Origin of the sequence: Nostoc sp. (genome assembly GCF_036917155.1) — a bacterium.
Classification (GTDB): domain Bacteria; phylum Cyanobacteriota; class Cyanobacteriia; order Cyanobacteriales; family Nostocaceae; genus Nostoc.
The window spans coordinates 1-24,203 of the sequence record NZ_JBALDZ010000029.1; the positions used below are offsets into that span (position 1 = coordinate 1).

Genomic DNA, 24,203 nt, shown 5'->3' on the forward strand with positions numbered 1-24,203 from the left:
GCTCCTCTGCTCCTCTGCTCCTCTGCTCCTCTGCTCCTCTGCTCCTCTGCTCCTCTGCTCCTCTGCTCCTCTGCTCCTCTGCTCCTCTGCTTTTTACTTCTTACCGTCTGCCACCACCACGATAAGGCACTTCCGAGACATCAGCATCTTCTAGCTTTATTTTCGGTGCAAACACTTCTTGATGTTGCTGCTGCTGAATTTTTTGCTGTGCAAACTTCACGCGGGTGCGAACTCCCAAATCGGTATCGTTATCGAGTATTTGCTGAAGTTGATTTGTAATTCGCGACGCTTGATCGGGTAAAGTGGCTGCTATTGCAATGGCTAGTGTTTCTAAACTGGTCACTGCTGCATAGCGTACTACCCACTCTGGATCTTGAGAAATTAGTAATAGCGCCTCTAATACCTGAGTCTGAACAGATTCCACTTTCTCCGCCGGTAGTTGATGCCAGCTTAAAGTGCCTAATCCCCTAGCAGCTGCCCGCCGCACACTTAAGGAAAAATCGGTTTTTGCTGCCTCGAGTAAAGTATCCAGTGCCCGAACATCGCCAATTCCTGCTAAGGCACGAATCGCCCAGGCTCTAGCACTGTAGTTGTAGTCATCAATTAGTTCCAATAGAGATGGTACTGCGGCTTCCCCGATCGCAATCAGCCCATCAACCGCCGCCACTGCCGCCCCTGGATTGTTGTAGCCCAAAGCGGCAATCAGAGTGGGAACAGATTCCTCTATACCAGCTGTCGCTAACTCCTGAACTGCGTCTAATAAGCGATCTGAGGAGTCTGCTTCTTCTACAGCACGGATCAATATTTGGGCCAGGTCACTGTTATTCATAATAGTTTTTCATGGGTCATTAGGGATCAGCCAATTGTAGCTTAAGTTCTCCGTAGTTGACACTACACATAAACCCCCTAACCCTGATTTTGCAGTTTGGTTGGGGGTTTATGTCTGGTAAATATTTTTTTAAACGTATTAATAACAACTAATTCCCTGAAAATTATAACTACAACAGCGAGTCCATCAAATTCATCACTTTCATCGCACCATCTGACAAAGTGCTTGTTGCCGTGTGGTTAACTTGATGTTCTAGTAATCCTTTGAGAGAAATTAGCTTCAGGCTATTTTCGGCAAGAGTCTCGGCGATCGCATCTGCTGCGGGTAGATATCCAATCGCTCCCAAATCTGCTAAAACTGCTCGTCGCAATTGTAATTTCTCTCCCCCTAAAGCTTGTACCAACCGTTCTCCATAAACTGGCTCTTGGGTTAATTGATACATGGCTCGTGCAGCAGCATATTGCACCAATTCAATTGGATGCTCTAAAAATGGTTTTACCAAAGGGGTGAACTCAGTTGCCCTCAAGGTTCCCAAGGCTTCTAATATGGCCTCGTAGGGTTGAGATAAATCAGGCTGCTTTGATATCAGTTGCTCACCGTGCAAACCGACTTGTAATAAATTAATCAAGACGGGAACACAAACCGGATCGCCCAGCATTTCTAAGGATTGTGCCGCCGCTTCCCGGACATAAAAATCTGAGCAGTCTAAACACGCAATTAAAGGTGAGACTGCCTGGCGATCGCCTAGTTTCCCTAAGGCTCTGGCTGCGTTCCGTCGTAGAGGATATCCGCCTTCTGGTGTCCGATCGGCTTCATCTTCTAAAGCTTTAATCAGTCCTGTAACCGCAGCTGTTTCAGATATCCGAAATCTACCCAACCACCAGGCAGCATAAAACCGCAGACCTAAATCTGCACTTTCTAGATTAGCGATCGCTTGCTCTACTGTTAAAGATTCACCATCGCCAGAGTTCCCTGTCGATGATAAATCTTCAAATTTCTGCGGACTAGAATTCATTATGAAGAAGGAGGATCGCTTTGTTCGCTATCTGTTTTAGCTTCAGCGTTCAATGGCTGAATGCTGACTATCTTGCCACCCAAGCGAGTAATTCGCTGCATTTCTCGATTCATCCGGTTCTCTGGTACTGTGAAAAACACAGTGGCACTAGAACGAATGGGATAGTTGGTTTTTTCAGTTTCTTCGCTTTGGCGCAGACCCACTACTTCATACCGAAAGTAGCGACTACTCGTTCTACTACTAATTTGTCCAACCATAAAATTAATTCCCAATTCTAAGTTGTCATTATTGTCATTAGTCTTTTGTCTTTAATAATGACTAATGACTAATGACTATTGACTAATGAGACTAAAGTGGTTTCACACTAGCTATTTTACCACCTTGTTTTACCACTCTTTGGAAGTAACTAGATAGTTCTTCATAAGGTATAATCACCGCTTGATTGACACGGCGGGTGCTAGGATACCCAGCGCCAAAAACACCTGCCACTTCAATGCGATAAAGTCTGCCTTCTTTACCAAAAGTTCCCGCACCACCAAAAGTACTGTTGGGGGTAACGCCTTTTTCAGAAGCAACGTATGAAAAGCCGGAGGGACCACCAGAGGGAGGAACAACGATGGATGCACTATTCCGTCCTAGTTCGCTAGCAAGGCGGGAAGATTTGCCTTTGAGTTGGGAGGTATCGCTACTGGCATAACCACGATAAAGTTGGAATATCCGGCTAAATCCGACAGTTTTCTGTCCTGTTTGGGTTTTAAAGCCGCGATAGTAAGGCACTATATTTTCACCAAAGCTAGATTGATACTCTGGTGAATCAATATAAGAATCAATGTCGGCTTCATATCCCTTGTTTTGGTACAAGTCTAAGTGATAGACAACATCAGACTCATCATAAGGGGCACGACCCAACAAATGTTTGTAGTTGAGTTCGATGACGCGAGTTTGGAAGTTGTCGTAGAAAAACTTCGATTTGTACAGTTCTGATTTAGCTAGTTGACGCACAAACTCTTGTACTGTATTTTTCCCATCGCGCAGGATAGATTCAGCACTTGTGAGGCGGTCAGATGTCAAGATGTAGTTGTTGCCCAAAACTTGACGATAGACGGCAGCAATTACTCTCTCAATGTCTTCTTTGGTTGCATTTGGACGCAATTCTACAGGAGACTGATCGCTAAAAGGTTCTGTTCCCAAACGGGAAGCTGCTGTTGTAATAGCCATTGGTAATTTTCCCTTTGTAATTAATAATTGGGGACTGGGGATTAGGGATCGGGGATTGGGTACTGGGTATTAGGTATTGGTTATCCCCTTTATCCTCTTAGTCCCAATTCCTAGTCCCCAGTCCCCAGTCCCCAATCCCCAGTCCCTATTTATACGGCTGTAATGCTAAGAACTCGGCTGCCCTTGCGATTCAACTGCTGCAATTTACTAGAAAGTTGCTCGTAGGGTACGATCAACTCCGCAGTACCACGCCTGACTACAGTTGAATTTGGGGAAGCTGATTGTAGCACTCTGATGCGGTATGTTTCGCCACGACCACCTGTAGAAAGACCAGTTAAGGCTCCAGCAGAAACGGGGTAAATAGGTGAAGCTAGATTCTTCGCCACTTCCCAGGTTAGCCGTCCTTGTTTTTGTCCTTGAGCGCGATCGCTATTGGCATAACCGCGATACAGTTGGAACAGTCGGCTATAACCAACGTTTTTCTGTCCTACTTGACTCTTAAAGCCTCGATAGTAGGGCACAATATTTTCGCCAAAACTCTCTTGATATTCTAATGAGTCAATGTAGGAATTAATCTCAGCTTCGTAACCTTGTGAGTTATAAAGCTCAACATGGTATGAAATCTCTGACTCATCTTCTGGGGCACGCCCCAATAAATGCTTATAATTCAACTCGATAAACCGAGTTTGGGAATTGGAGTGGAAAAACTTATCCCGATATAGTTCCGATTGAGCAATGGCTTGCACAAATCCCCGAACGGAGATTCCACCTTGCTGCAACAGTGATTCTGCGCTGACAAGACGCTCTCCCTCAAGTAGATAGGCATTACCCAAAACCTGACGGTAAGCCGCCCGGATAACCACTGCTACATCCGCTTCTGTTCTATCAGGACGTAGTTCTACTGGCGCCGAATTCTCAAACGCTCCAATCCCTAATCTTGCTGCTTGTCCCAAAGCTGCCATCTTTAAAACCTCCTCAGTTTTAACTGCAAAACTAAAAACTTTTTAGAAAAATTTTTTCTAGTCTTTTAACAGTCTTTTGAAATTGACACGTAACCGTTCAGGGCAAAAGTAAAAAGTTAAAAGGCACTCATAAAGAAAAAGAAAAATGGTTTAAAGCCCCTAAATTTATTTATGGGAATTATCTTTTTACTTTTTACTTCTTAATGTACCTTTAGTTACGGTGATCGTTAAGGCATCGCTGCCTTAATATCCTCTTTCCACAGGTTCCCAGGCTCACTTTATGGGTTCAGCATTCTCTAATCTGAGAAACTCCCAAACGCTGCAAGTAGCTTGCTTCCCTCCAGGGTTACACAAACTCGCTACTGCTACGCTAGAGAAGATTGTACTGCCTCACCACATTTGCCACGAGGGCATAGTGATATCTCCTTACGTTATTTCGGGCGTATACTTTCCCCAGTTCAGGGGTAGGTTTTTAAATCTTGTACTGATAAAAATATTGTGCCAATTGACGGTAGCTTAGAAGAGGCACTGAGTTGCGAACTTTCCCAAAAGTTGTAGCAAGTACCGTGCTACATCGGCAGCTTTCATCCCTGTTCTAAAGCAAAAAATACAGAACTACGTTCCTCTTTCTCCAGGGTATTCAGCTAGCGTTTCCTAAAAAACTGCCCGGAGAGGTAAACAACTCATAGAACTTACTTGTCATAAGAGCTGATTTCCTCTCCGGGCTAAAGAAATACTCTTAGCTTAGAGTATTGATTACATAGTCGATGTAGGAATTTGCTTCAACAGCAGGATCGCCGCTTAGACCGTGGTTAGCTTTGATGTACTTGAGAGCTTCAATGTACCAGCTAGGAGACAGGTCAAAAGTCCGGTTGATTTCAGCCAAGCCAGAAATCAAGAAATCGTCCAAGGGGCCTGTACCACCGACAACTAAAGCATAAGTGATAATCCGCAAGTAGTAGCCGACATCACGTACACACTTGCCTTTACCGCGTGTATCTGACGCGAAGTTAGGGCCTTGTTGTTGGGTGGTGTAAGGGAACTTGTTATATACTGCTTGAGCAGCACCTTCGGTCAAACGTTGAGCATTAGCGCTTAAAGCTTTTGCTGCTTGTAAGCTAGCTGGTGCTTGACGGAAGCGACCAAAAGCAACTTGAATTTCGGTGCTGCTGAGATAGCGGCCTTGAGAATCAGCCGATGCGATCGCTTCAGTTAGAGGTGTTTTTGTCATTTTGGTATTTCCCTTTTACAAACGTTATGGTTGAAATTTTGTTTTGTCCTATGGACAATTATTTAGTCAACATCAGCAATGCTTGGCTTAAGCTACAGCAGCAGCAGCACGATCAAAATAGCCAGCTATTTCAGATGCCAAAGCACTGCAATCGCCTCTGGTGATATTGTTTGTATCGTTGACAATGGCCAAAGAAGCTTGTTTTAGCTTCTGAATACCAACTGCAACTGAAGCTCCGGGAGTTCCCAATGCCAAATAGGTTTCCCGTAAGCCGTTGAGGGCACGGTCATCTAGCACGCTAGAATCGCCAGCAAAGATCGCATAAGTGATGTAGCGGAGAATGATGTCCAAGTCTCTGATACAAGCAGCTGCACGACGGCTGGTGTAAGCATTACCACCTGGAGTGATCAATTGGGGTTGTTCTGCCCACAAATCACGAGCCGCAGCAGCAACAAGAGCTGACGCATTGCTGGTAATACGGTTAACCGCATCTGCACGCTTGTTACCATCTTTGACTAGTTCGCTCAAAGCATCCAATTGTGCATCGGAGAGATATTCGCCGCGTGTATCAGCCTGGGATACTACTTTTGCAAATGCATCTAAAACCATTGCGTTAAATCTCCTAATTTGCTTGGTTAAGAATAATTTGGACTCAAAACTGAATGGTTCAGTTTATTTTTGATGTCAGCACTGCCTGACGAGTTACGAAAGGGTTAAAACAGACATCCAAGAAATAAGTTTACGATCTCCAGGCTTTCAGATTAAAACTTTTGTTAGAAAACTTCAAACTTCTATGAAGGACTGGAAAACCTGATTAAGATGTTGTTTTTTACTCTCAAGTTCTCTTTATACAATGCTGCCGCATCATTATTTATTACAAATTATTGTTATGTTTGTGAATTTTATTTACATAACTTCACATCTTTGTCTCTGTTAGACCGTAGAGAAATTTATTCTGAGAAATTCCTTAAAGAATGCGTAGGCGTAGCTCGCCGCAGGTATCGCGCCTATAATTATGTATGATTTACTACTTAAATGGCTTTTAATAAATATAATATAACTGCTAGAAATACGTAGTAGTTGGGTCTCTGTCGATACAAATTTAAATTTTGGCTGATCAGTATTTAAGTATGTAGTGTATTAGTCGCATCTGTTCTAGCCCAGTATTTCTGTGAGTTTTTCTAGATTTGGAATACAAGGCTGTCTAAGAAGCTCTGAATTGTTAAATTGCAAGATTTACATACCAAAGAAAAAAGACTTGATTTTGGATGAATTTCCATGATAGTCTGCATTCAACCATAAACTACGGTTTATTGATATATTTACCGTAGTTAAAATTGCCCAGTGTGTTTGTCACTTTGCAAACTCATATTTAATGGAAACGAAAATCACCTCGTTATGGTAAAAAACTGGTTTGAATGGCACGACCTCTACAAGAACGAACCAAAATTGCAACAACGCCTGCAAATTGTGCAGGAATACATTTCCCATAGCTTGAATTTGTCCCAACCAGGGTTAATCCGTGTAGTTAGCGTTTGCGCGGGCGATGGACGAGATTTGCTAGGAACGTTATCAAATCACCCACGGGCAAAAGATGTTCATGCGCGCCTTGTAGAGCTAAATCCCCAACTAGTTGAACGTGGACAAGAAACAATAGAATCGTTGGGTTTGACAAAACAAATTGAGTTTATCAATGGTGATGCAACCATTTCCTCAAACTATGTAGGAGCAGTACCAGCAGATATCGTGATTGTATGTGGTGTATTCGGCAATCTCGCAGATGAAACTGAACTCAATCGCTTACTGGCAAACCTGAGTTTTCTCAGCAAAAAAGGTGCCTTTGTAATTTGGACTCGTGGACACTCTCAGGGTATTGCTCACTCTGAAACTGTTCGTAAATTTTTCCGTGAATATGGATTTGAAGAAGTGGACTTCAAACTCACTGCAACAGGAGACATGGGAGTAGGTATTCATCGTTACTTGGGTGAAAGTTTGGCTGCACCCAAAGAGCAGCAGTTTTTCGCTTTTACTGGTACTCCAAGTAAAGCCAGATGAAGAGTGCTGAGTGATGAGTGCTGAGTTGAAAGACCGCCCACAATATGCGGGGCTTTTACCATAGTGCGGAACTACTGAGTAATCTTCTTGTTACTCAGCACTCTCTTTGCCAAGGCACTCAGGACTGAATGAGGTAAATAATATCTGTGACATACTCCTACACGGACTGCAAGCAGTGCAGCGTAGGCTTCTCACCCAATCCGGCTATTGCTTAGGAGGCGAGTAGCTCTATTAAAGAGACGGAATGCCCTACCGCCCCTATTTATTAATTTTAACTTAGATTTGTTCGTTTCCTCCACATCCCTTTTTCCCGTGCTTTACACATCCAAAAAGGGATAGTCGTCACCTCACTCGCATTCATCTCACACTCCTAAAAGTGAGTGTGAGATGAATGCTGATCCAGCTAAAATTTTTTTGACACAAAACCTATGACCGCTACAGTGAAGCCTCAGTATACAAAAATATTTCGCCGTTTCACACGGCTTTTAGCACCTGGGTTGTTAACCTTGGCAACTTCATTAACATTAGTTAGTTGCACAACTGAAGGGCAAAAAGCTCAAACCCCATCTGCTGCGATAAATGTATCTGATACCAATTCCAATTCATCTGCAATTAAAGCGAAAGTACTCCGTATGGGGTATCAATCAGCAGGCGATTTGGTCAGATCGCAAAAAGTATTAGAAAAGCGTCTAGAACCTCTAGGGGTAAAGGTGGAGTGGGCACAATTTGTCCAAGGGCCACAACTAATGGAAGCGATGAATGTCGGCAAAATCGATTTAGGTTCCGTTGGAGAAACTCCGCCTATTTTCGCTCAAGCGGCCGGCGCTCAAATCGTTTATGTGGTTGGTTCTCGACGCACTGCAACCACGGGTAGATCAAGTGTGATTGCTGTCCCACCAAATTCTCCCATTAAGAGCGTCAAGGATCTCAAAGGACAAAAAATCGTCTTTCAAAAAGCTTCTGCATCTCACTATTTTGTCTTTAGAGCTTTGGAAGATGCGGGTTTAAAACCCAGCGATATTAAAATCTTGAGTATACCTACAGTAGAAGCTAGTAGTGCTTTTTTAGAAGGGAAAATTCCGGTTTGGGTAGCGGGCGATCCTTATCTAGCTTTGGCTGAAAAATCAAATAAGATCCGAGTAATTAAGACTGCCGAAGGACTTGATACCCCTGGTGCATACTATATTGGTGCAAGGCAGTTTGCGGTTGATAATCCGGGAATTCTGCGGATAGTGATTGAGGAGATTGATAAACTCCAGCGCTGGGCTGAGGCAAATCCCAAAGAAGTAGCAAAAATCATTGGGCCAATCCAAAAACTACCTCCTGACATTATGGAAAAGGTAGTTAGCCGCCGCAGTTATGGCTTGAGAGCCATTTCCCCAGAGTTAATTAAGGAACAACAGCGAGTTGCAGATTACTTTTATAAATATGGTGTGATTCCTAAACAGGTCAACATTCAGGAAGCTTTGCTGACACCTGAACAATATGCTGCAATTACTCCAGAATCTATTAGCCAAAAATAGGTTGAAAAGACTTATGATGCAATAGACATCTCCAGAAATTAAATATGCGTTACCCAGAATCCTTGTAGAGACGTAGCAGTGCTACGTCTCTACATTCATTTTCACCAGATGTCTAATACGGTTCATTTATCCCTCTCCTAAGAAACAAGGCAGGAGGCAGGAGGCAGAAGGCAGAAGGGAAGAGGATTTGACTTGTTTCTTAGGAGAGGGATATGGTGAGCCAGCGCGTTGGGCGGGTTCCTAATCCGTTGCCGGATTAGAATCCCCTCCCTTTAGGGATGGGGTACAATACTGCGTAGGTTTTGGAATTTCTTGGTTGAGGCAAGCAGGGGGAGTAGGGGGAGAAATGGAGGCTGGCGTTGAGTTTTGCTTCCCCTGCAACGCCAGCCTCCCCTGCTGATCCGAGCAGTATTGGGGTAGATGTCAATCGAATTTATTTTGGAGAAAGGCGATAACACGCTTGAATGCTTGGGGGTCTTGGTAAAGAAAGCGATGACCGCCTTTAAAGAACTCTAAATACGAACCTGGTATCTGTTTGTGTATCACCTCAAGATTGGCAGGAGGAGATATGCCATCGTGATGACCGCCGCAGATATAGACAGGAAGATGCAGTTGAGAAAGCCGATTATATGTATCGTGAGCAGCACGAGCCTCAAGCTGGCGACGACGGCCAATTTCACGACTTGGTTCGTCTACACCCTCTTGAGCCGCTGCTAGTGTCAGCTTCACTAAATCCTGAAATTGTGCAGTTCGGCTAGAAAGCCAAGCTTCCTCTTGCCACCGGGTATCAGCAATTGTGATTTGCCGATGAGCCACTTCCTCAATTGGGAGGTTCACAAGTTCATGTAGTGGATATGATGACCCACCAGCACCGCCACTACTAGTACAGGCTAAAACCAGACGTTCAACACGGTGCGGATAGCTCAGTGCCAACTCTTGGGCTACCATACCTCCGAAGGAAATTCCGATGACATGAGCGCTCTCCCACCCGACTGCATTTAACAAAGAGTCTGCATCGGCGGCGTAATCTGCTATGGTGTAGGCAATATCAGGTTTTGAAGTTTGACCGAGACCGCGCTGATCGTAGGCTAAAATTTCAAAGTGTGGGGCTAACGGTGAGTCAAAAATAGTAGGCGATCGCCGCAAGTCTCCTCCAGTACCACTAATACTGAGTAGGCGTTGACCAGTGCCACGAATCTCATAATACATTTGCAAATCACGAACCGATACAAATGGCATGAGTATTTTTCCTGATTAATTTTGCAGAAGTCGATCGCAATATCTCTAAATAAGCATCCTCTTTTTATCCTCACTGGATGTTGTTCCATTAAGGGGCTGCTAGATTCCCGACTTCTTAAAGAAGTCGGGGATCTGAACACCACTAACCTCTCAAAACTTTTGGGACAGACCACTAGTGGTTCATCCCATTAAATTTGAGGGATAAGAGAACGAACCGCATTCGCGCAGCGTCTCCCCTTGGGAGAAGGACGCAAAGAGCGCAAAGGAAGAAGGAAAGAAGAGAAATTGAAATTTGATTCACCTATCAGAATTAATGCGATAGACCACTAGTTTCTACCAAACACACTGCCAAGGGCACGCGCCATATTTTGCGGTTGCATTGCATCCATTGCGGCGGTGGGTTCGTAGCCGCAGTGAACCATGCAATCGGCACATTTTGGATTACCACTCTTCTGGCCGTATTGACTCCAGTCAGTTTGGGCTAGTAATTCCTTGAAGGTAGAGTAATAACCTTCGTTCAGCAGATAGCAGGGTTTTTGCCAACCGAGAACGCTATAACTAGGGCTACCCCAAGGGGTGCATTCGTAGTCCTTCTCACCAGTAAGAAAATCTAGAAACAACGGATTGTGATTGAAGTTCCAGTTTTTTTCACCACTTCTGTATGGAGCCAGAATTTGCCGGAAGAGGGCGCGGGTTTGTTCGCGGTGGAGAAAATGATCTTGATCTGGTGCCCACTCGTAACTGTAGCCGGGAGAAATCATCATCCCGTCAGTATTTAGGGTTTCCAGAAAGTCGAAGAACTCTTGCATATCTTTAGGCTCAGTACCTTCAAAGATCGTGGTGTTAGTGGTGACACGAAAGCCTTTAGCTTTAGCGGCGCGAATGGCTTGGACAGCAATATCAAAAACACCTTTGCGATCGACACACTGATCGTGTAATTCCCGCATTCCATCTAAATGCACGCTAAAAGTCAGATAAGGGGAAGGTTGAAACTTATCTAAGTTCTTTTCTAATAACAAACCATTGGTACACAAGTAAATATATTTCTTGCGCTCAATTAATCCTTGGACAATCTCATCAATCTGGGGATGTAGCAGAGGTTCTCCCCCAGGAATTGAGACAACTGGTGCGCCGCATTCTTCCACAGCGGTAAAACATTGTTCTGGGGTGAGGTTTTGCTTTAAAATTTCCTTTGGATGTTGGATTTTACCACAACCTGTACAAGCGAGATTACACCGAAAAAGAGGTTCCAACATCAATACTAAGGGGAAGCGTTTACGTCCTTTCAAACGCTGCGTAACAAGATACTTCCCAATATCCATAGCTTGTTGTATGTTAACTGCCATTGTTGCGATCGCTCCTCTTTTAGAGATAAATACACCACAGTGAAAAGGGCGGTTAGAAACCACGTCTACACAGGCAAAACCCACCTCCGTGGGTTTCAAATCTTCATTTTCCCTTAGTCCGCGGAGGCGGACTTTGTTTGTATAGCTGCGAATGACCTTCGCCCTGCCTGCCTTCTTCGTATTGCATACACACGTGAATCGCTATATTTTTCATTTGACGTAACCTTGTGCAACAAACCAATCCACAGCATCTTTGAGTGCGACTTTCAGCGAAGATTGAGGTAGACCCAACTCTCGTACAGCCTTTGAAGTATTGTAATACATAGGTTGTTTCGCCATCCGAACACCATCCAATGGCACTGAGGGCGATTTTCCCAGTGGTGCGAGAATCTTTTCATCAACCCAGGCAACACTCAGGGGCAACCAGGTGGGTACGGTTCCTTGGGGTGCTATTAGTCCTGTAATCTCGGCGAGTTGTTCGAGCAGTTGCTTGAGACTGAGGTTCTGATTACCTAAGATATAGCGATCGCCTGATTTACCTCGCTGCAAGGCCAGTAAATGCCCCCATGCCACATCCCGCACATCGATAAAATTTAGACCAGTATCCAAGTAAAAAGGCATTTGCCGTCGTAAAAACCGAAGTATTATATCACCTGTGGGGGTAGGTTTGATATCTAACGAACCAATAGGGCTGCTGGGATTGACAATAACTACTTCTTGACCTCTAGCAACAGCTTGGATGGCTTCTTGTTCAGCCAAAAACTTAGACTTTTTGTAGTCACCCACCAACTTTTCTAAGGGACTCTGATGTGTTTCATCGACAACTTCACCAGATGAGCCTACCCCTATTGCCGCCACTGAACTGGTGTAGACGGTGCGCTCAATCTCCGCTTTGCGAGCTGCTGCTAACACATTGCGCGTACCCAAGACATTGTTATGGTGGAGTAACTCTCGGTCTGTTTGCCAGAGGGAATAATGAGCTGCGACATGAAATAGGTATTGACAACCTGCCATCTGTTGCCAAAGATTTGGATCGTTTAAATCGCCTTTGACAATTTCCACATCCAAACCGCGTAGATTCTCCAAATTGCTGCTTGAGCGTACCAGCGCTTTAACTGGATATCCTTGTTGCAGCAACAACCGTACCAAATGGGCACCAATAAAACCCGTACCTCCCGTGACAAAAACCTGGCTCAAGCTGTCCCCCTCTGCTTAAATCGGGGAAACCAATCATCCAAAATGGTGTAAACTACTGGCACAACAATCAAACTGAGGATAGTTGATGTTACTAGTCCACCTGCGATCGCTACAGCCATAGGCGATCGCAATTCTGAACCAGCACCTAAACCTAAAGCGATCGGTAACATCCCTAAAATTGTAGAGGCAGTGGTCATCATAATTGGTCTGAGACGCACTAGTCCGGTTTTGAGGATCGCCTCGGTGCGCTCTAAGCCAGCTTTGCGTAACTGGTTGATGTAATCCACAAGCAAAATGGCATTTTTATTTGCTAGTCCCAATAAAAAGACGAAACCGATCAGTGAGATCATGCCAAAGTCGCTCTTGGTAATCAGTAGCGCTAACATTGCCCCCACTAGTGCTAAAGGCAAAGAGACACCAATAACTAGAGGGTCTACCCAGCTTTTAAACAGTAAAATTAGTACTATGACAATGCATAGCGCAGATAGAGCCAGAGTAGTGCCGAAACTGCTAAAAACCTGATTTTGGTTAGCAGAGTCTCCCCCTAAATCTAAGGAAATATTAGAGGGTAACACCGCCTTTGCTTCCGCTACCACTTTGTCAGTGGCATCACCCAAAGACAGATCCTTGCCCAAATTAGCACTGATGTAGGCTACCCGCTGATTATTCAGACGCTCGATCTGAGAAACAGTGCCCTGTGGATTCGTTTCACCTGTAACTGTGACATCAGCGAATCCCGGTAGCCTCTGAATCCTTTCTTTAATTGCTTTGACTGCTTTGCTCAGAGCTTGGAGATTATCACCTTGTAATGCTATTTGCAGGGGCTTTTGACCGCCGGAATCAACAAATTGAATATCTTCAACACTAGTAGTTACTCCAGAAAGAGCAGGTAAGGAGGAGCGCAATTGGTCTTGTAGTTCTCCAGTGGTGATTTTGCGATCGCCCTTTAACTTTACATATAGTGTCCCTTTATTCGGCTCACCCTCACGAGAACCAACAGTAGTAAATACCGTTTCAACTGCCGGTGATTTTCTCACAACCTCTTCTAGTTTCTTTGCAACCTCAAGAGAATCATTTAAAGGGTTGGGGATTGGGGATTGGGATGAGGGGGATGAGGGGGATGAGGGAGTTAATTTTTCTCCCCCTGCTCCCTTATCTCCCCCTGCTTCCCCTGATCCCTTACTTGCCAAATCAGGGATACTTGGCAAAGGGGCTGTATAAGCAATATTAAATTCGCCGCGATCGAGTTTGGGAATAAAGCCTTTGGGAATTAGTGGAATCAGCACTATACCTGCGATGAAGCTGAGGACAGCTAACCCGATAACTATCTTGCGGTGATTTAAAGACCAACTTAGCAAGTTTCTGTAAAATTGGGTAAACGCTAACCAGATTTTTCCTTCCCGATGCGGGGAGAGTGAGGATTTAGGTTTCAGCCAGTAGATAGCTAGAACTGGAGATAAAGTCCGAGCAACTAGCATAGAAGCAAGCATCGCCGCTGAAACCGTGATGCCGAAAGGCTTGAAGAATTGACCGATGACACCACCCATCAAACCTATGGGCAGAAAAACTGCGACGGCTGTCAAAGTGGCGGCGGTAACTGTCAACCCAATCTCATTTGTCGCTAAAAGCGCCGCTTGACGAGGAGTTTCACCATCTTCAACGTGTCGCATGATGTTTTCTACATCGACGATCGCATCATCAACAATACTACCAATCACCAAAGCTAAAGCCAGCAGGGTGATTGTTTCCAGGTTAAAGCCGAAAATCGCCATGACGATAAACGTAGCCAACAAGGATGTAGGAATCGCCAAGGCAGAGATAAGAGTTGCCCGCCAATTCCATAAAAAAGGAAAAATTACCACTATTGATAGCAAAACTGCTTCTAGCAAAGCATCAATTGTTGACTGGGTAGCTTGGCGGATGTATTCTGCTTGGGTGGCAGCTAAAGTGAGTTTGACATCTTTAAGGGTAGAGCGTAGCCTTTGAACTTCTTTCTCAACCTGACTCACTACTTCCAAAGTGTTAGCGTTACCGCGTTTGATTACCTGAAATGCCAGTGCATCTTGACCGTTAAACCTAACTAATGTCGCCCCACCTTGGGGTAGAGGTGCTGCACTCGGATTCGCTGGATTGAAAGCAGGAGTTGCAGTAGCAGCGCCTAGTAGTGAGACTTTCAGAACTCCTGGTAGTTTAGCGATTGCACTGACAATCTCATCTTGCCCTAACTTCGTCAAATCTTTGAGATTCCGTGTCGAACTCTCTATCGCATAACTAATGACGGCTGATTCGTTTAGATTCAGGGGAATAATTTTAGAAGTTGCTCCTGGAGGCAAAGTCAACCGCTTGAGGGCAGTTTCAACCTTTTTAGTCGATGTTTCTAAATTCGTTCCCACGGCAAAAGAAAGGGCAACGGCTGTTTGACTAGGATAGGTGGATGAGCGGATATTCTCCAGTCCTCCTAGGGAGCGGAGGCGTTCTTCTAGGGGTTTTGTGAGCTTCGCCTCGGTATCCAGGGCAGTTGTCAGGGGGGCGGTAGCATTTACAACCACCACTGGAAAGGTTATATCTGGAAACAAGGCATACTTGAGAGAACTGAAAGCCAGAACCCCAGCTACCGTTACAGCAATCCAAAAACTCACCGTCAGCCACGAAAATTGAATCGCCAATTTGGAAATATTGAAGATTTCTCGTGCGGATTTGGAGTTATGAAGCTTTACCATCTTGGAAAATTATCGTGTGGGTAACACAATTATTTAGCTAAAATTTCAAGTTGCCTATAAAATTTTTAGGGTACAAGGTAAGAAATTCCATAGTCTGCGGTAGGGCATTCCATAGACTTAAAAGTGAGCTTCAACGCCTCCTAAACGACAACATTACTTATTGTCACTCAGATATGACCCAATCTTGAATGCAAAAGGAAACTTGTTGAGAGTGCTAGTGCCTAATTTTTTACCCATCAACACAATTCTGGTACCTCAAGGAGCAGAATATAAAGCTGTGTGTCGCGGATTAAGGAGCATTACTGGCTCCATCCCAACGGTAGTAGCCATACCTGTTGGCATGAAACCTTTACTCAAATATTTGCAACAAGGACAATTTCTAGCTCCAAAATCCAGAGTGCTGATTATGGGTCTATGTGGCAGCTTGAGCGATCGCTATACAGTTGGTGATATTGTGCTGTATCAAGATTGTATTTATCAGGGAAAGCAGCAAGAATGCGATCGCACTTTAACAGCACAATTACACTCAGCACTCCCTACTCCCCACTCCCCACTAAATTTAGTCAAGTCATTGACAAGCGATCGCGTTATTTGGTCTGCTGCCGAAAAACGCCGTTTGGGTGAGACTTTGGCCGTTGATGTTGTTGATATGGAAGGATTTACCGCCCTAGAATTTTTCAATTCTGCTGGGGTATCCGTAGCAATACTGCGAGTAGTCAGCGACGATTGTCAGCATAATATCCCCGATCTCACATCAGCAATTAACTCTGATGGCTCTCTAAAACCTTTTCCTTTGGCAATGGCAATGCTTCGACAACCCCTTGCTGCTACTCGGCTGATTAGAGGTTCATTAACAACATTAAAGGTGTTAGAGGAAGTTACAAATTTGCTCTTTTCAGGCTCTAGTCAAAAATAATCTGTTGCATCTTTACAGCAATTTTTAGGTAAATAGACCATGCATAAGGGCACTGCATTGCTGTGCCCTTACAACAGATAGTAATCCTAAATCATTCGTGAAAATCTATCTTTATTCTCCCTGCGTTCTCTGTGTCTCTGTGGTTAACTATAAAAAATTATTTTTCACAAATCAACTGAGAACGCTATATCTTTTTTGCTCTTATACCATCTGAAGACAAACTGATAACAAATCAACATAATTTAAGTATTGATTGTGAAATTGTTCGGGAATAAGTTTTACAGAAACTTTATCGTTATACATATCAAGAGAAACCTATATTGGGAAGCATAATATATAACCTTATCAGGGTTGGGTTCCAGGAAAGCTAATTCTACTGAACTGTGAATCAAAAATACCCTTTTGCCAGAATAGCTCGGAACTAATTTACCAACTGTCGGACAGAATTTATGAAGCCAAATCAGAAGCTCTACCTATACTCATTCCTAGCTCGTTTTGGATTGCTCAAAAAAAGTTACACCGGTAAAATCATGTTGGTGGCATTTTTGGGCACTCACGTACCACTTTTGACTTTACTCTTGAGTTTCGTTATCTCAAATTCCTATTCTTTAGAGATGGCGATCCGAGTTATGAGCATTGCTTTGTTGGCTACGTTAGCAGGTACGGCTGCCACCCTCTATGCGCTACACCACCTCCTCAAACCGGTTATTTTGACATCTGCTGCATTGCAAAATTATCTGAACACCAAAACCTTACCTGAATTGCCCACAGAATTTGCTGATGAAGCGGGTACATTGATGGCGGATACCTCACAAACTCTTCACAAATTAGATGAGTTAATTCACTACATCACTAATTATGACGATCTAACTGGATTACCCAATCGTGATTTATTCCGCGATCGCCTCCATCAAATGTTATCCCAATCTGAAAACAACCAGCGCCTTGTAGCCGTCTTTTTACTGGGTATTGATGATTTCACTGATATTAGTCATGGGTTAGAGCATGAAACAACAAATTTGTTATTAATAGCAGTTGCTCAGAGATTATCAAACTGCATAGGGCAAACAGATGTTCTTGCCCATTTGAGTGGAGATGAGTTTGCCATTGCTCGTATAGAGATTGTTTCTTTTGAAAGTGTAATTAAGCTGTCTCAACTATTGTTAAGTACCCTCAGTAAACCTTTTTCTCTAGAGGGTAACTTGATTCATATCACCGCCAGCATCGGCATCACCATGAATGGCATAAATGATCGTAATAGCGTAGATCAACTTTTGCAACAGGCTGACATAGCACTGTATCAAGCAAAGCAGCAAGGACGTAGCCAATATCAATTCTATTCGCCGGAAATCAATGCTCAGTTGCAGGAGCGACTAACTTTAGAAAATGAATTACATGGGGCGCTTACCCGCAACGAAATGCTCGTTTATTATCAACCTCTGATTGATTTACATAGCGGACACATGACAGCAATGGAAGCGTTGATTCGCTGGCAGCATCCTACTTTAGGTATGATTTCTCCAGGAAAGTTTATTCCCATTGCAGAAGCCAATGGTGCCATCGTCGAACTTGGTGAATGGGTTTTGCGAACTGCTTGCACCCAAAACCGTGCTTGGCAGCTTGCTGGATTTACCCCAATTCGGATATCTGTGAATCTGTCAGCTCGACAGTTTGAACAACCGTATCTGGTTGAAATAGTCAGCCAAATTCTTGAGGAGACAGGACTTAAAGCATCTGATCTAGAACTGGAAGTAACGGAAAGCTTTTTGATGGGTGACATTGAGCGATCGGTTAAAACCTTAAAAAAATTACGAGAACTGGGTATATGGTTGGCTCTAGACGACTTTGGCACCGGTTATTCCTCCCTCAACTACTTGAAGCGCTTTCCTGTAAATATGCTGAAGATTGATCAGTCATTTGTGCAGGATGTCACGTCCAATCCTGATAGTGCTGCCGTCACTAATGCGATTATTGCCCTGGCAAAAAGCCTCCGATTGAACATCACAGCAGAAGGTGTGGAAACCCAAGAACAGCTTGAATACTTGAAAATGCAGGGATGTGACGAAGGTCAGGGTTACTACTTCAGTTGTCCTGTCCCTGCCAATTTAATTGTCCCGATGTTACAGAAAAGTTCTCAGCGGATGGAGACAATTGCAGCATCAATAGATGCCTAAATCGTTGGGCAAGATACTGCCCCAAAATCCACACAGGGAACTCATCAAAGGGATTTAATCTCAATACCCGTGAATGAATTATCTCTTCGCTTCTTAAACCCTCTCGATAGGGAATTCTGGGTATTTTTAGCGAATGGCTCTCGTCTGCCATTTCCTTCATATGCAGCGATCGCAAGCAGTGTGCGGTATCTTCGTTAACAGGTTGTGTGGACTAATAATTGCCGTCTGAACCTAAAACTTGTATTCCTTACTAAGTAGGTGGGCGTCAATATTTGTCGTTGGGATAAGGCAGGCTTTCCCCTGTTCTCTCTTCCCTATTCCCTGTTCCCTGTTCTCTCTTACAGACTGTTAAGAATGGCATAACAAGTACTGAAGAAGCATACAAGGTTTAGTCAATCAACATCTCCAAGCCCGATTTTATCGTACATCTCGCTAATTTCTCATGAGTGTATTTATATCTTATACGCTAGTAAAATAGAGGCTTTCATCGTTTTCGGAGATGTCTAATGACTAATGACTAACCATTACCGATATATTATTTTTTACAAACCATACAGCGTTCTTAGCCAGTTTACAAAAGACGCCCCCACACATAGTACCCTCAAAGATTATATTGATGTGCCTGATGTGTATCCTGTGGGACGTTTAGATTGGGATAGTGAAGGATTGTTACTGTTAACGAATGATGGACAATTGCAACATCGCCTCGCCCATCCACGTTTTGGTCATAAACGTACTTACTGGGTACAGGTAGAGCGAATTCCAGATGCTTATGCTATCCAAAGGTTGCAAACAGGTGTGGAAATTCAAGATTACCGCACTCAACCAGCAGAAGTTAGGCTCTTATCAGAAGAACCACAGTTACCTGAACGCACACCGCCGATTAGATTTCGCAAAAATGTACCGACAGCTTGGCTGGAAATGACTTTGACAGAGGGAAAAAACCGTCAAGTACGGCGCATGACTGCGGCTGTAGGGTTTCCGACTTTGCGACTGGTCAGGGTCAGCATAGCTCACCTAAAATTAGACGACCTACAATTGGGTCAATGGCGCGATCTCACTGCATCTGAACTCCAATTTCTACATAATTTCAGTAAATCGAAAAGTTTTGCCCCAAAGGCGAATGTTCTCTAAGTAGTCTTGAATCAGTAGTGAGTCTGAATCCTCCACTGATTAAACCGCAAAATCACAGAGAGCGCTAAAAAACAAGAGATTTTACGAGTCACCTTGAAAGGTTAGTCCTAATATCATTAGAAAGGTATTGTTATCATGGAAAAATGTTTAACGAGAGCAATAACTCCCAAGCTAACCAAGGTAGTGTTCTCTACAGACATGGCGACGTTCTGATCAAACGTATTGTTACCTTACCTGCCGCTGCTCAAAAGCGCGTAGGGGCTACTCTCGCTCATGGTGAAATCACAGGACACAGCCATCGCATTCAGCAATCCAATGCTGTTCAGTTGTGGGCGCATGGTAGTAACCTTTTTCTTGAGGTTAAAGAACCGAGTGCTACTTTAGTTCATGAAGAACATCGGGCGATTGAATTGCCCCAAGGGCTTTACCGCGTCTGGAAACAACGTGAATATCGCCCTGATACTTACGTAGAGGTGATGGACTAATGCTCAAGATGATGTCAAATGGACGTGTGCCAAATAAACAAGTTTTGCAGCGCCCCAAGGAAAGTCACGAGCCTATATCGGCTGAAGTTGCTCGAAAACTCATCCTTGAGCATCGCGCCTGGGATGGTATGCGTGTTTTGGGTCATCTAGATTTAAGCGGTGCGTTGGATCTTTACAATCTACCTGAAAATCTAACCTGTGAAAGTATTGATATCAGCGGTTGTGTAAACCTCACTACCCTTCCCAAAGGACTCCACGTTACTTATTGGATCGAGTTGGCGGGAAGTGGGATTACCAGTCTATCTGCGGGGCATGGTTTTGTCTTACGCTGGCGAGGCGTGCAGGTAAACGATAAGATTGCCTTTGAATCCCAGTCAATCACCGGGCAGGATATTCTTAATATAGAGAATGTTGAGTTGCGCCGCGTACTGATTGAACGTTTGGGATACGAAACATTTTTGCAGCAAGTGGGAGGATTGATCCGCGATCGCGACCGAGACGTTGGTGGAGAACGCCAACTAGTCTACATTCCTTTTGAGGATGACGAGCCGCTTATGGTCTTGAAAGTCACTTGTCCCTCTACAGGACATATTCATATCCTGCGCGTTCCACCTCATACGCAAAGTTGTCATCAGGCAGCCGCCTGGATTGCAGGCTTTGATAATCCAGATGATTATAACCCTGCGATCGAGGCTTAAGAACCTACGTTACTGTTGTAATTTCATCGCCAAAGTCCCAATTTATACCTTTGCCAACGTCACGATTTCTAGCTGATCTTGATATTTTCCCTGACGAGCTTCATAACTAATAGCGCAGGGTTCGCCTTCTAAAAAGAGTAACTGCACCACGCCTTCGTTAGCGTAAATGCGACAGTCAGCACTAGAAGAATTAGAAAACTCTAAAGTTAAGTGACCCCGCCATGCAGCCTCAGCAGGTGTTAAATTTGCAATAATTCCACACCTTGCGTACGTAGATTTACCTATGCAAATTACAGTAATATTTTCAGGAACCTCCAGTTTTTCTAGAGCAACCCCCAGACCATAGGAATGGGCAGGTAAAATAAAATAACTACCATTAGCATCTGTGTGCAGTGCTGTTGGCTCTAGATTCTGGGGATTAAAGTTTTTGGGATCAACTACAGTTCCGGGAATGTGGCGGAAAATGCGGAACTCAGCCGAAGAAAGGCGTATATCGTAGCCATAAGAAGATAAACCGTAGCTAATTACAGGTTGAACCGCTACAGACTCATCTTTTTGCACTTTTCGGATTAAACTTGGCTCAAAGGGCGAAATTAGACCCTGTTGAGACATTTCAGTAATCCAGATATCGTTTTTAATCACAACTTCACAGCTAGTTCAAACAGAATTACTAGGATATCCTGAATTGAGTATTTTGTTTAAGGTCGATAACTCCGGCGGATTTCTGTAATTTGATCTGCTACATCCAAGAGAGATTTGGGCATCTCTGGCCCTGTAAGAATGATATCGACGTGGGGGGGGCGTTTTGCCAGAAATGCTAAAACTTCCGTTTCAGGAATTAAACCAAAGTTAATCGCTAAACTTAACTCATCTAACACCACGAGAGAATACTTACTCTCACATACTACTTGTTGTGTATACTGCCACAGCTTTTGTAAAGCTTGGTTTTCCGTATCATCTAGATGTGGTGTATCGATACAACGAGGCAAATCGCAGCGAATCCAATCTAAATTTTGTCCTAGTTGTATGGGTCTTTCCTGTCCTTGGCGAAGACCTCCTTTGAGGAACTGGACTATTAATACTGCCGTTCCTTGTCCAGCTATTCTCAGTGATTGAGCCATGACGCTCGTAAAAAAAATGCGATGGGAGCTAGTGAAAACTTGTACTAGTCCTTCCACTGGATATGGTAGGGTAAGGGTTGAATTGATACTTTGAGTTTCTAACTGGGCAACCATAAGATTAAGTTTTAAAAAATACAATAGGTCAAGAATATTTACTGACGGAAATTTTTGCCAATTTGCGTGTATAATCAATCTGTTTTTTACAGGTGTGGTGGATTTGGCAAATTGCATTCTTAGTCAAACACTACGTTTGTGTTGAAGTCAAGAGTTATTTTGATTTAAGTTTTCGTCAGAGTTACAGTTCCAATTATTAAAAAAAAGCTGGGCAGAATGTCTGAAAATCGCTAAATGTTAGATTTGCCACTTATTTGGGCAAAACAGACTTAGCAAGTAGCGAATTTGACAGGATGAGGAGTAAATTGTTGTGAGATTGGTGATTCTGGGAGGTTCAGGATCGGGGAAAAGCACTCAAGCACAAAGGCTTTGCAGATACTTTGATATTCCTCTGATTTCTACAGGTGAGATTTTACGGGAAGCAATATCTGGCGATCAGCCCCTACCGGGATTTCGATGGTTGGAAGCCGATCCTCGGACTTATCTTTCGGTTTACGCCAGCTTGAGTGAACTAGGCTATCACGCACAGCCATACATGCAAAAAGGTGAGTTAGTTCCCCACGAAATGATCGTTGAATTGATCAGAATACGCCTCAGACAACCAGATATTAACTGCGATTGGGTGTTAGAAGGTTATCCCCGTACTGCCTTCCAAGCTGAAGAATTAGATTTTCTATTGGATGATTTAAGGCAAAAGCTAGATTGGGCAATTTATCTCCAAGTTCCAGAAGCAGTAATGGTTAGTCGATCCTTGGGGCGATCGCTACCAGATGACCAACCAGAAATCGTGCAGCGCCGTGTAGAATTATTCTACGATCGCACCATTCCCATTTTAGAATACTACGACCGCCGTCGCTGCTTATTGACCATCAACGGCGACCAGTCACCAGAAATGGTACAGCAAAATATTTTGACTCTGCTTTCAGTTCCTTAGAGAGTGCTGAGAGAGTTAGGAGGTAGGAGTTAGGAGGTAGGAGTTAGGAGGTAGGAGGTAGGAGGTAGGAGTTAGGAGTTAGGAGTTAGGAGGTAGGAGTTAGGAGTTAGGAGGTAGGAGTTAGGAGTTAGGAGGTAGGAGTTAGGAGTTAGGAGTTAGGAGTTAGGAGTTAGGGGTTAGGAGTTAGGAGTTAGGAGTTAGGAAAAATTCTTGCCAATGCCCAATGCCCAATGCCCAATCCCCAATCCCCAATCCCCAATCCCCAATGCCCAATCCCCAATCCCCAATGCCCAATCCCCAATCCCCAATCCCCAATCCCCAATAACACTAAGGTAATCTATAAGGCAGTATTGTAAAACTTGAGGCAACTCCAATGGCTTGGCAGCGTCCTGACGGCCGTCTTCCCTACGAACTACGTCCGATCAGCTTTTACCCCAATTTCACCCGCTTTGCCCCCGGTTCTGTTCTGGCAAGATGCGGTGATACTCAGGTACTTTGTACTGTTAGCGTTAATAAGGGAGTTCCAAAGTTTCTTGAAGGAACTGGTAAAGGCTGGTTAACTGCTGAGTACCGAATGCTACCATCTGCTACTCAAAAACGGCAAGAAAGGGAATTATTGAAATTATCTGGACGGACGCAAGAAATTCAACGTCTAATTGGACGTAGCTTACGCGCAGCAGTGGATTTTGAGGCACTGGGAGAACGCACGCTGACTGTTGATGCTGATGTGTTGCAAGCAGACGCTGGAACTCGGACAACAGCTATTACAGGCTCGTTTGTGGCGTTGGCTCATGCGGTTTCTAAATTGTTGCAAGAGGGTGTGTTGGAGCGATCGCCTTTATGTGGTCAGGTTGCAGCAGTTTCCGTAGGATTACTGGAGGGAGAGCCATTTTTGGATCTTGATTACATAGAAGATGTGTCTGCAACAGTAGATTTTAACGTGGTAATGAATCAAAATCTGGGAATCATTGAAGTCCAAGGAACAGCCGAAGAAGGTAGCTTTAGCCGCACTCAGTTGGATCAACTACTAGATGTGGCTCAAAAAGGAATTCAAGAATTGTTAATTGCCCAACGTCAAGCGATCGCAGACTGGGAAGGTTTGTTTGTGATTAATTAGTTTTATTAATTTTTAATAAGAATTAATAAATGTATCCTTTGTGGTGTTAATCAACAAAGTATCAAGTAACTGGATGTAAATAAAAATAATCATGACAGCGATCAGTAGTTAGTGCGACTCACTACTGACAACTTACGCTTAAAGGTGATAATGAGGGTCTACATTTTTCCAGTCT

At 43.9% G+C, this 24,203-nt stretch carries 23 protein-coding genes; 9 read left to right on the forward strand and 14 right to left on the reverse strand.

All coding sequences use genetic code 11. From position 1 onward, the window contains the following. Positions 1–100: 100 nt before the first annotated feature. The 7 genes from V7K67_RS04625 to V7K67_RS04655 all read right to left on the reverse strand — a co-directional run bounded on the left by V7K67_RS04625 (position 101) and on the right by V7K67_RS04655 (position 5,864). Entirely contained in the window at positions 101–829 is a 729-nt protein-coding gene (locus tag V7K67_RS04625; RefSeq protein WP_335165408.1) for a HEAT repeat domain-containing protein, read from the reverse strand. Positions 830–998: 169 nt separating this feature from the next. Then, the gene (locus tag V7K67_RS04630; RefSeq protein WP_334710199.1) at positions 999–1,844 is read right to left on the reverse strand and encodes a HEAT repeat domain-containing protein; all 846 of its coding nucleotides are present in this window, start codon (positions 1,842–1,844) and stop codon (positions 999–1,001) included. After that, positions 1,844–2,101: a phycobilisome linker polypeptide gene (locus V7K67_RS04635; protein ID WP_334710198.1), complete on the reverse strand. Its 258-nt coding sequence runs from the start codon at positions 2,099–2,101 to the stop codon at positions 1,844–1,846. The genes V7K67_RS04630 and V7K67_RS04635 overlap by 1 nt, the downstream gene beginning before the upstream one ends. A 91-nt stretch (positions 2,102–2,192) precedes the next feature. Continuing rightward, the gene (locus V7K67_RS04640) at positions 2,193–3,062 is read right to left on the reverse strand and encodes a phycobilisome linker polypeptide (protein ID WP_334710197.1); all 870 of its coding nucleotides are present in this window, start codon (positions 3,060–3,062) and stop codon (positions 2,193–2,195) included. 149 nt (positions 3,063–3,211) lie between these two features. Then, positions 3,212–4,024: a phycobilisome linker polypeptide gene (locus V7K67_RS04645; protein WP_334710196.1), complete on the reverse strand. Its 813-nt coding sequence runs from the start codon at positions 4,022–4,024 to the stop codon at positions 3,212–3,214. Between the two features lie 739 nt (positions 4,025–4,763). Continuing rightward, positions 4,764–5,255: a phycocyanin subunit alpha gene (gene cpcA, locus V7K67_RS04650; RefSeq protein ID WP_292785592.1), complete on the reverse strand. Its 492-nt coding sequence runs from the start codon at positions 5,253–5,255 to the stop codon at positions 4,764–4,766. Positions 5,256–5,342: 87 nt separating this feature from the next. Next, positions 5,343–5,864, reverse strand: a complete 522-nt coding sequence (locus V7K67_RS04655; protein WP_179063954.1) for a phycocyanin subunit beta — start codon at positions 5,862–5,864, stop codon at positions 5,343–5,345. A 789-nt stretch (positions 5,865–6,653) separates the two neighbouring features. Here V7K67_RS04655 and V7K67_RS04660 point away from each other — a divergent pair. Then, positions 6,654–7,310 (forward strand): class I SAM-dependent methyltransferase family protein, encoded by a 657-nt coding sequence (locus tag V7K67_RS04660; RefSeq protein ID WP_334710195.1) that lies wholly within the window; start codon positions 6,654–6,656, stop codon positions 7,308–7,310. A 428-nt stretch (positions 7,311–7,738) separates the two neighbouring features. After that, positions 7,739–8,833: an aliphatic sulfonate ABC transporter substrate-binding protein gene (locus V7K67_RS04665; protein ID WP_335165411.1), complete on the forward strand. Its 1,095-nt coding sequence runs from the start codon at positions 7,739–7,741 to the stop codon at positions 8,831–8,833. 423 nt (positions 8,834–9,256) lie between these two features. Here the strand turns inward: V7K67_RS04665 and V7K67_RS04670 are convergent, their stop codons facing one another. The 4 genes from V7K67_RS04670 to V7K67_RS04685 form a co-directional block, all read right to left on the reverse strand. Next, positions 9,257–10,072, reverse strand: a complete 816-nt coding sequence (locus V7K67_RS04670; protein ID WP_335165413.1) for an alpha/beta fold hydrolase — start codon at positions 10,070–10,072, stop codon at positions 9,257–9,259. A gap of 326 nt (positions 10,073–10,398) precedes the next feature. After that, positions 10,399–11,418 carry an adenosyl-hopene transferase HpnH gene (hpnH, locus tag V7K67_RS04675; protein WP_335165456.1) on the reverse strand — a complete coding sequence of 340 codons (1,020 nt, stop codon included), beginning with the start codon at positions 11,416–11,418 and terminating at the stop codon, positions 10,399–10,401. A 210-nt stretch (positions 11,419–11,628) separates the two neighbouring features. Further along, a complete protein-coding gene (gene hpnA / locus V7K67_RS04680; RefSeq protein ID WP_335165415.1) occupies positions 11,629–12,615 on the reverse strand; it encodes a hopanoid-associated sugar epimerase in 987 nt (328 codons plus the stop codon). Then, a complete protein-coding gene (locus V7K67_RS04685) occupies positions 12,612–15,335 on the reverse strand; it encodes an efflux RND transporter permease subunit (RefSeq protein ID WP_335165417.1) in 2,724 nt (907 codons plus the stop codon). The genes hpnA and V7K67_RS04685 overlap by 4 nt, the downstream gene beginning before the upstream one ends. A 217-nt stretch (positions 15,336–15,552) precedes the next feature. On the opposite strand from V7K67_RS04685, the gene V7K67_RS04690 reads away from it, so the two are divergent. From V7K67_RS04690 to V7K67_RS04710, 5 genes are all read left to right on the forward strand, one after another. After that, positions 15,553–16,251 carry a 5'-methylthioadenosine/S-adenosylhomocysteine nucleosidase family protein gene (locus V7K67_RS04690; protein ID WP_334729470.1) on the forward strand — a complete coding sequence of 233 codons (699 nt, stop codon included), beginning with the start codon at positions 15,553–15,555 and terminating at the stop codon, positions 16,249–16,251. 449 nt (positions 16,252–16,700) lie between these two features. Next, positions 16,701–18,425, forward strand: a complete 1,725-nt coding sequence (locus V7K67_RS04695) for a putative bifunctional diguanylate cyclase/phosphodiesterase (RefSeq protein WP_334729469.1) — start codon at positions 16,701–16,703, stop codon at positions 18,423–18,425. Positions 18,426–18,938: 513 nt separating this feature from the next. After that, complete coding sequence (locus V7K67_RS04700; protein WP_334709101.1) at positions 18,939–19,559, forward strand: rRNA large subunit pseudouridine synthase E; 621 nt, start codon at positions 18,939–18,941, stop codon at positions 19,557–19,559. A gap of 143 nt (positions 19,560–19,702) precedes the next feature. Beyond that, positions 19,703–20,044, forward strand: coding sequence for a hypothetical protein (locus tag V7K67_RS04705; protein WP_334729468.1), 342 nt, complete (start codon positions 19,703–19,705; stop codon positions 20,042–20,044). After that, positions 20,044–20,742 (forward strand): DUF6745 domain-containing protein, encoded by a 699-nt coding sequence (locus V7K67_RS04710; protein WP_334729467.1) that lies wholly within the window; start codon positions 20,044–20,046, stop codon positions 20,740–20,742. The genes V7K67_RS04705 and V7K67_RS04710 overlap by 1 nt, the downstream gene beginning before the upstream one ends. Positions 20,743–20,784: 42 nt before the next feature. On the opposite strand, the gene dcd is transcribed toward V7K67_RS04710, so the two are convergent. Next, a complete protein-coding gene (gene dcd, locus V7K67_RS04715; protein WP_335165458.1) occupies positions 20,785–21,354 on the reverse strand; it encodes a dCTP deaminase in 570 nt (189 codons plus the stop codon). Between the two features lie 86 nt (positions 21,355–21,440). Then, complete coding sequence (locus tag V7K67_RS04720; RefSeq protein WP_335165420.1) at positions 21,441–21,977, reverse strand: P-loop NTPase family protein; 537 nt, start codon at positions 21,975–21,977, stop codon at positions 21,441–21,443. A 310-nt stretch (positions 21,978–22,287) separates the two neighbouring features. On the opposite strand from V7K67_RS04720, the gene V7K67_RS04725 reads away from it, so the two are divergent. Further along, complete coding sequence (locus tag V7K67_RS04725) at positions 22,288–22,911, forward strand: adenylate kinase family protein (protein WP_335165422.1); 624 nt, start codon at positions 22,288–22,290, stop codon at positions 22,909–22,911. A gap of 183 nt (positions 22,912–23,094) precedes the next feature. Here V7K67_RS04725 and V7K67_RS04730 read toward each other — a convergent pair whose 3' ends face one another. Then, complete coding sequence (locus V7K67_RS04730) at positions 23,095–23,226, reverse strand: hypothetical protein (protein ID WP_335165424.1); 132 nt, start codon at positions 23,224–23,226, stop codon at positions 23,095–23,097. Between the two features lie 58 nt (positions 23,227–23,284). Here V7K67_RS04730 and rph point away from each other — a divergent pair, with 58 nt between their 5' ends. After that, complete coding sequence (gene rph, locus V7K67_RS04735) at positions 23,285–24,028, forward strand: ribonuclease PH (RefSeq protein ID WP_334729461.1); 744 nt, start codon at positions 23,285–23,287, stop codon at positions 24,026–24,028. Positions 24,029–24,203: the final 175 nt, after the last annotated feature.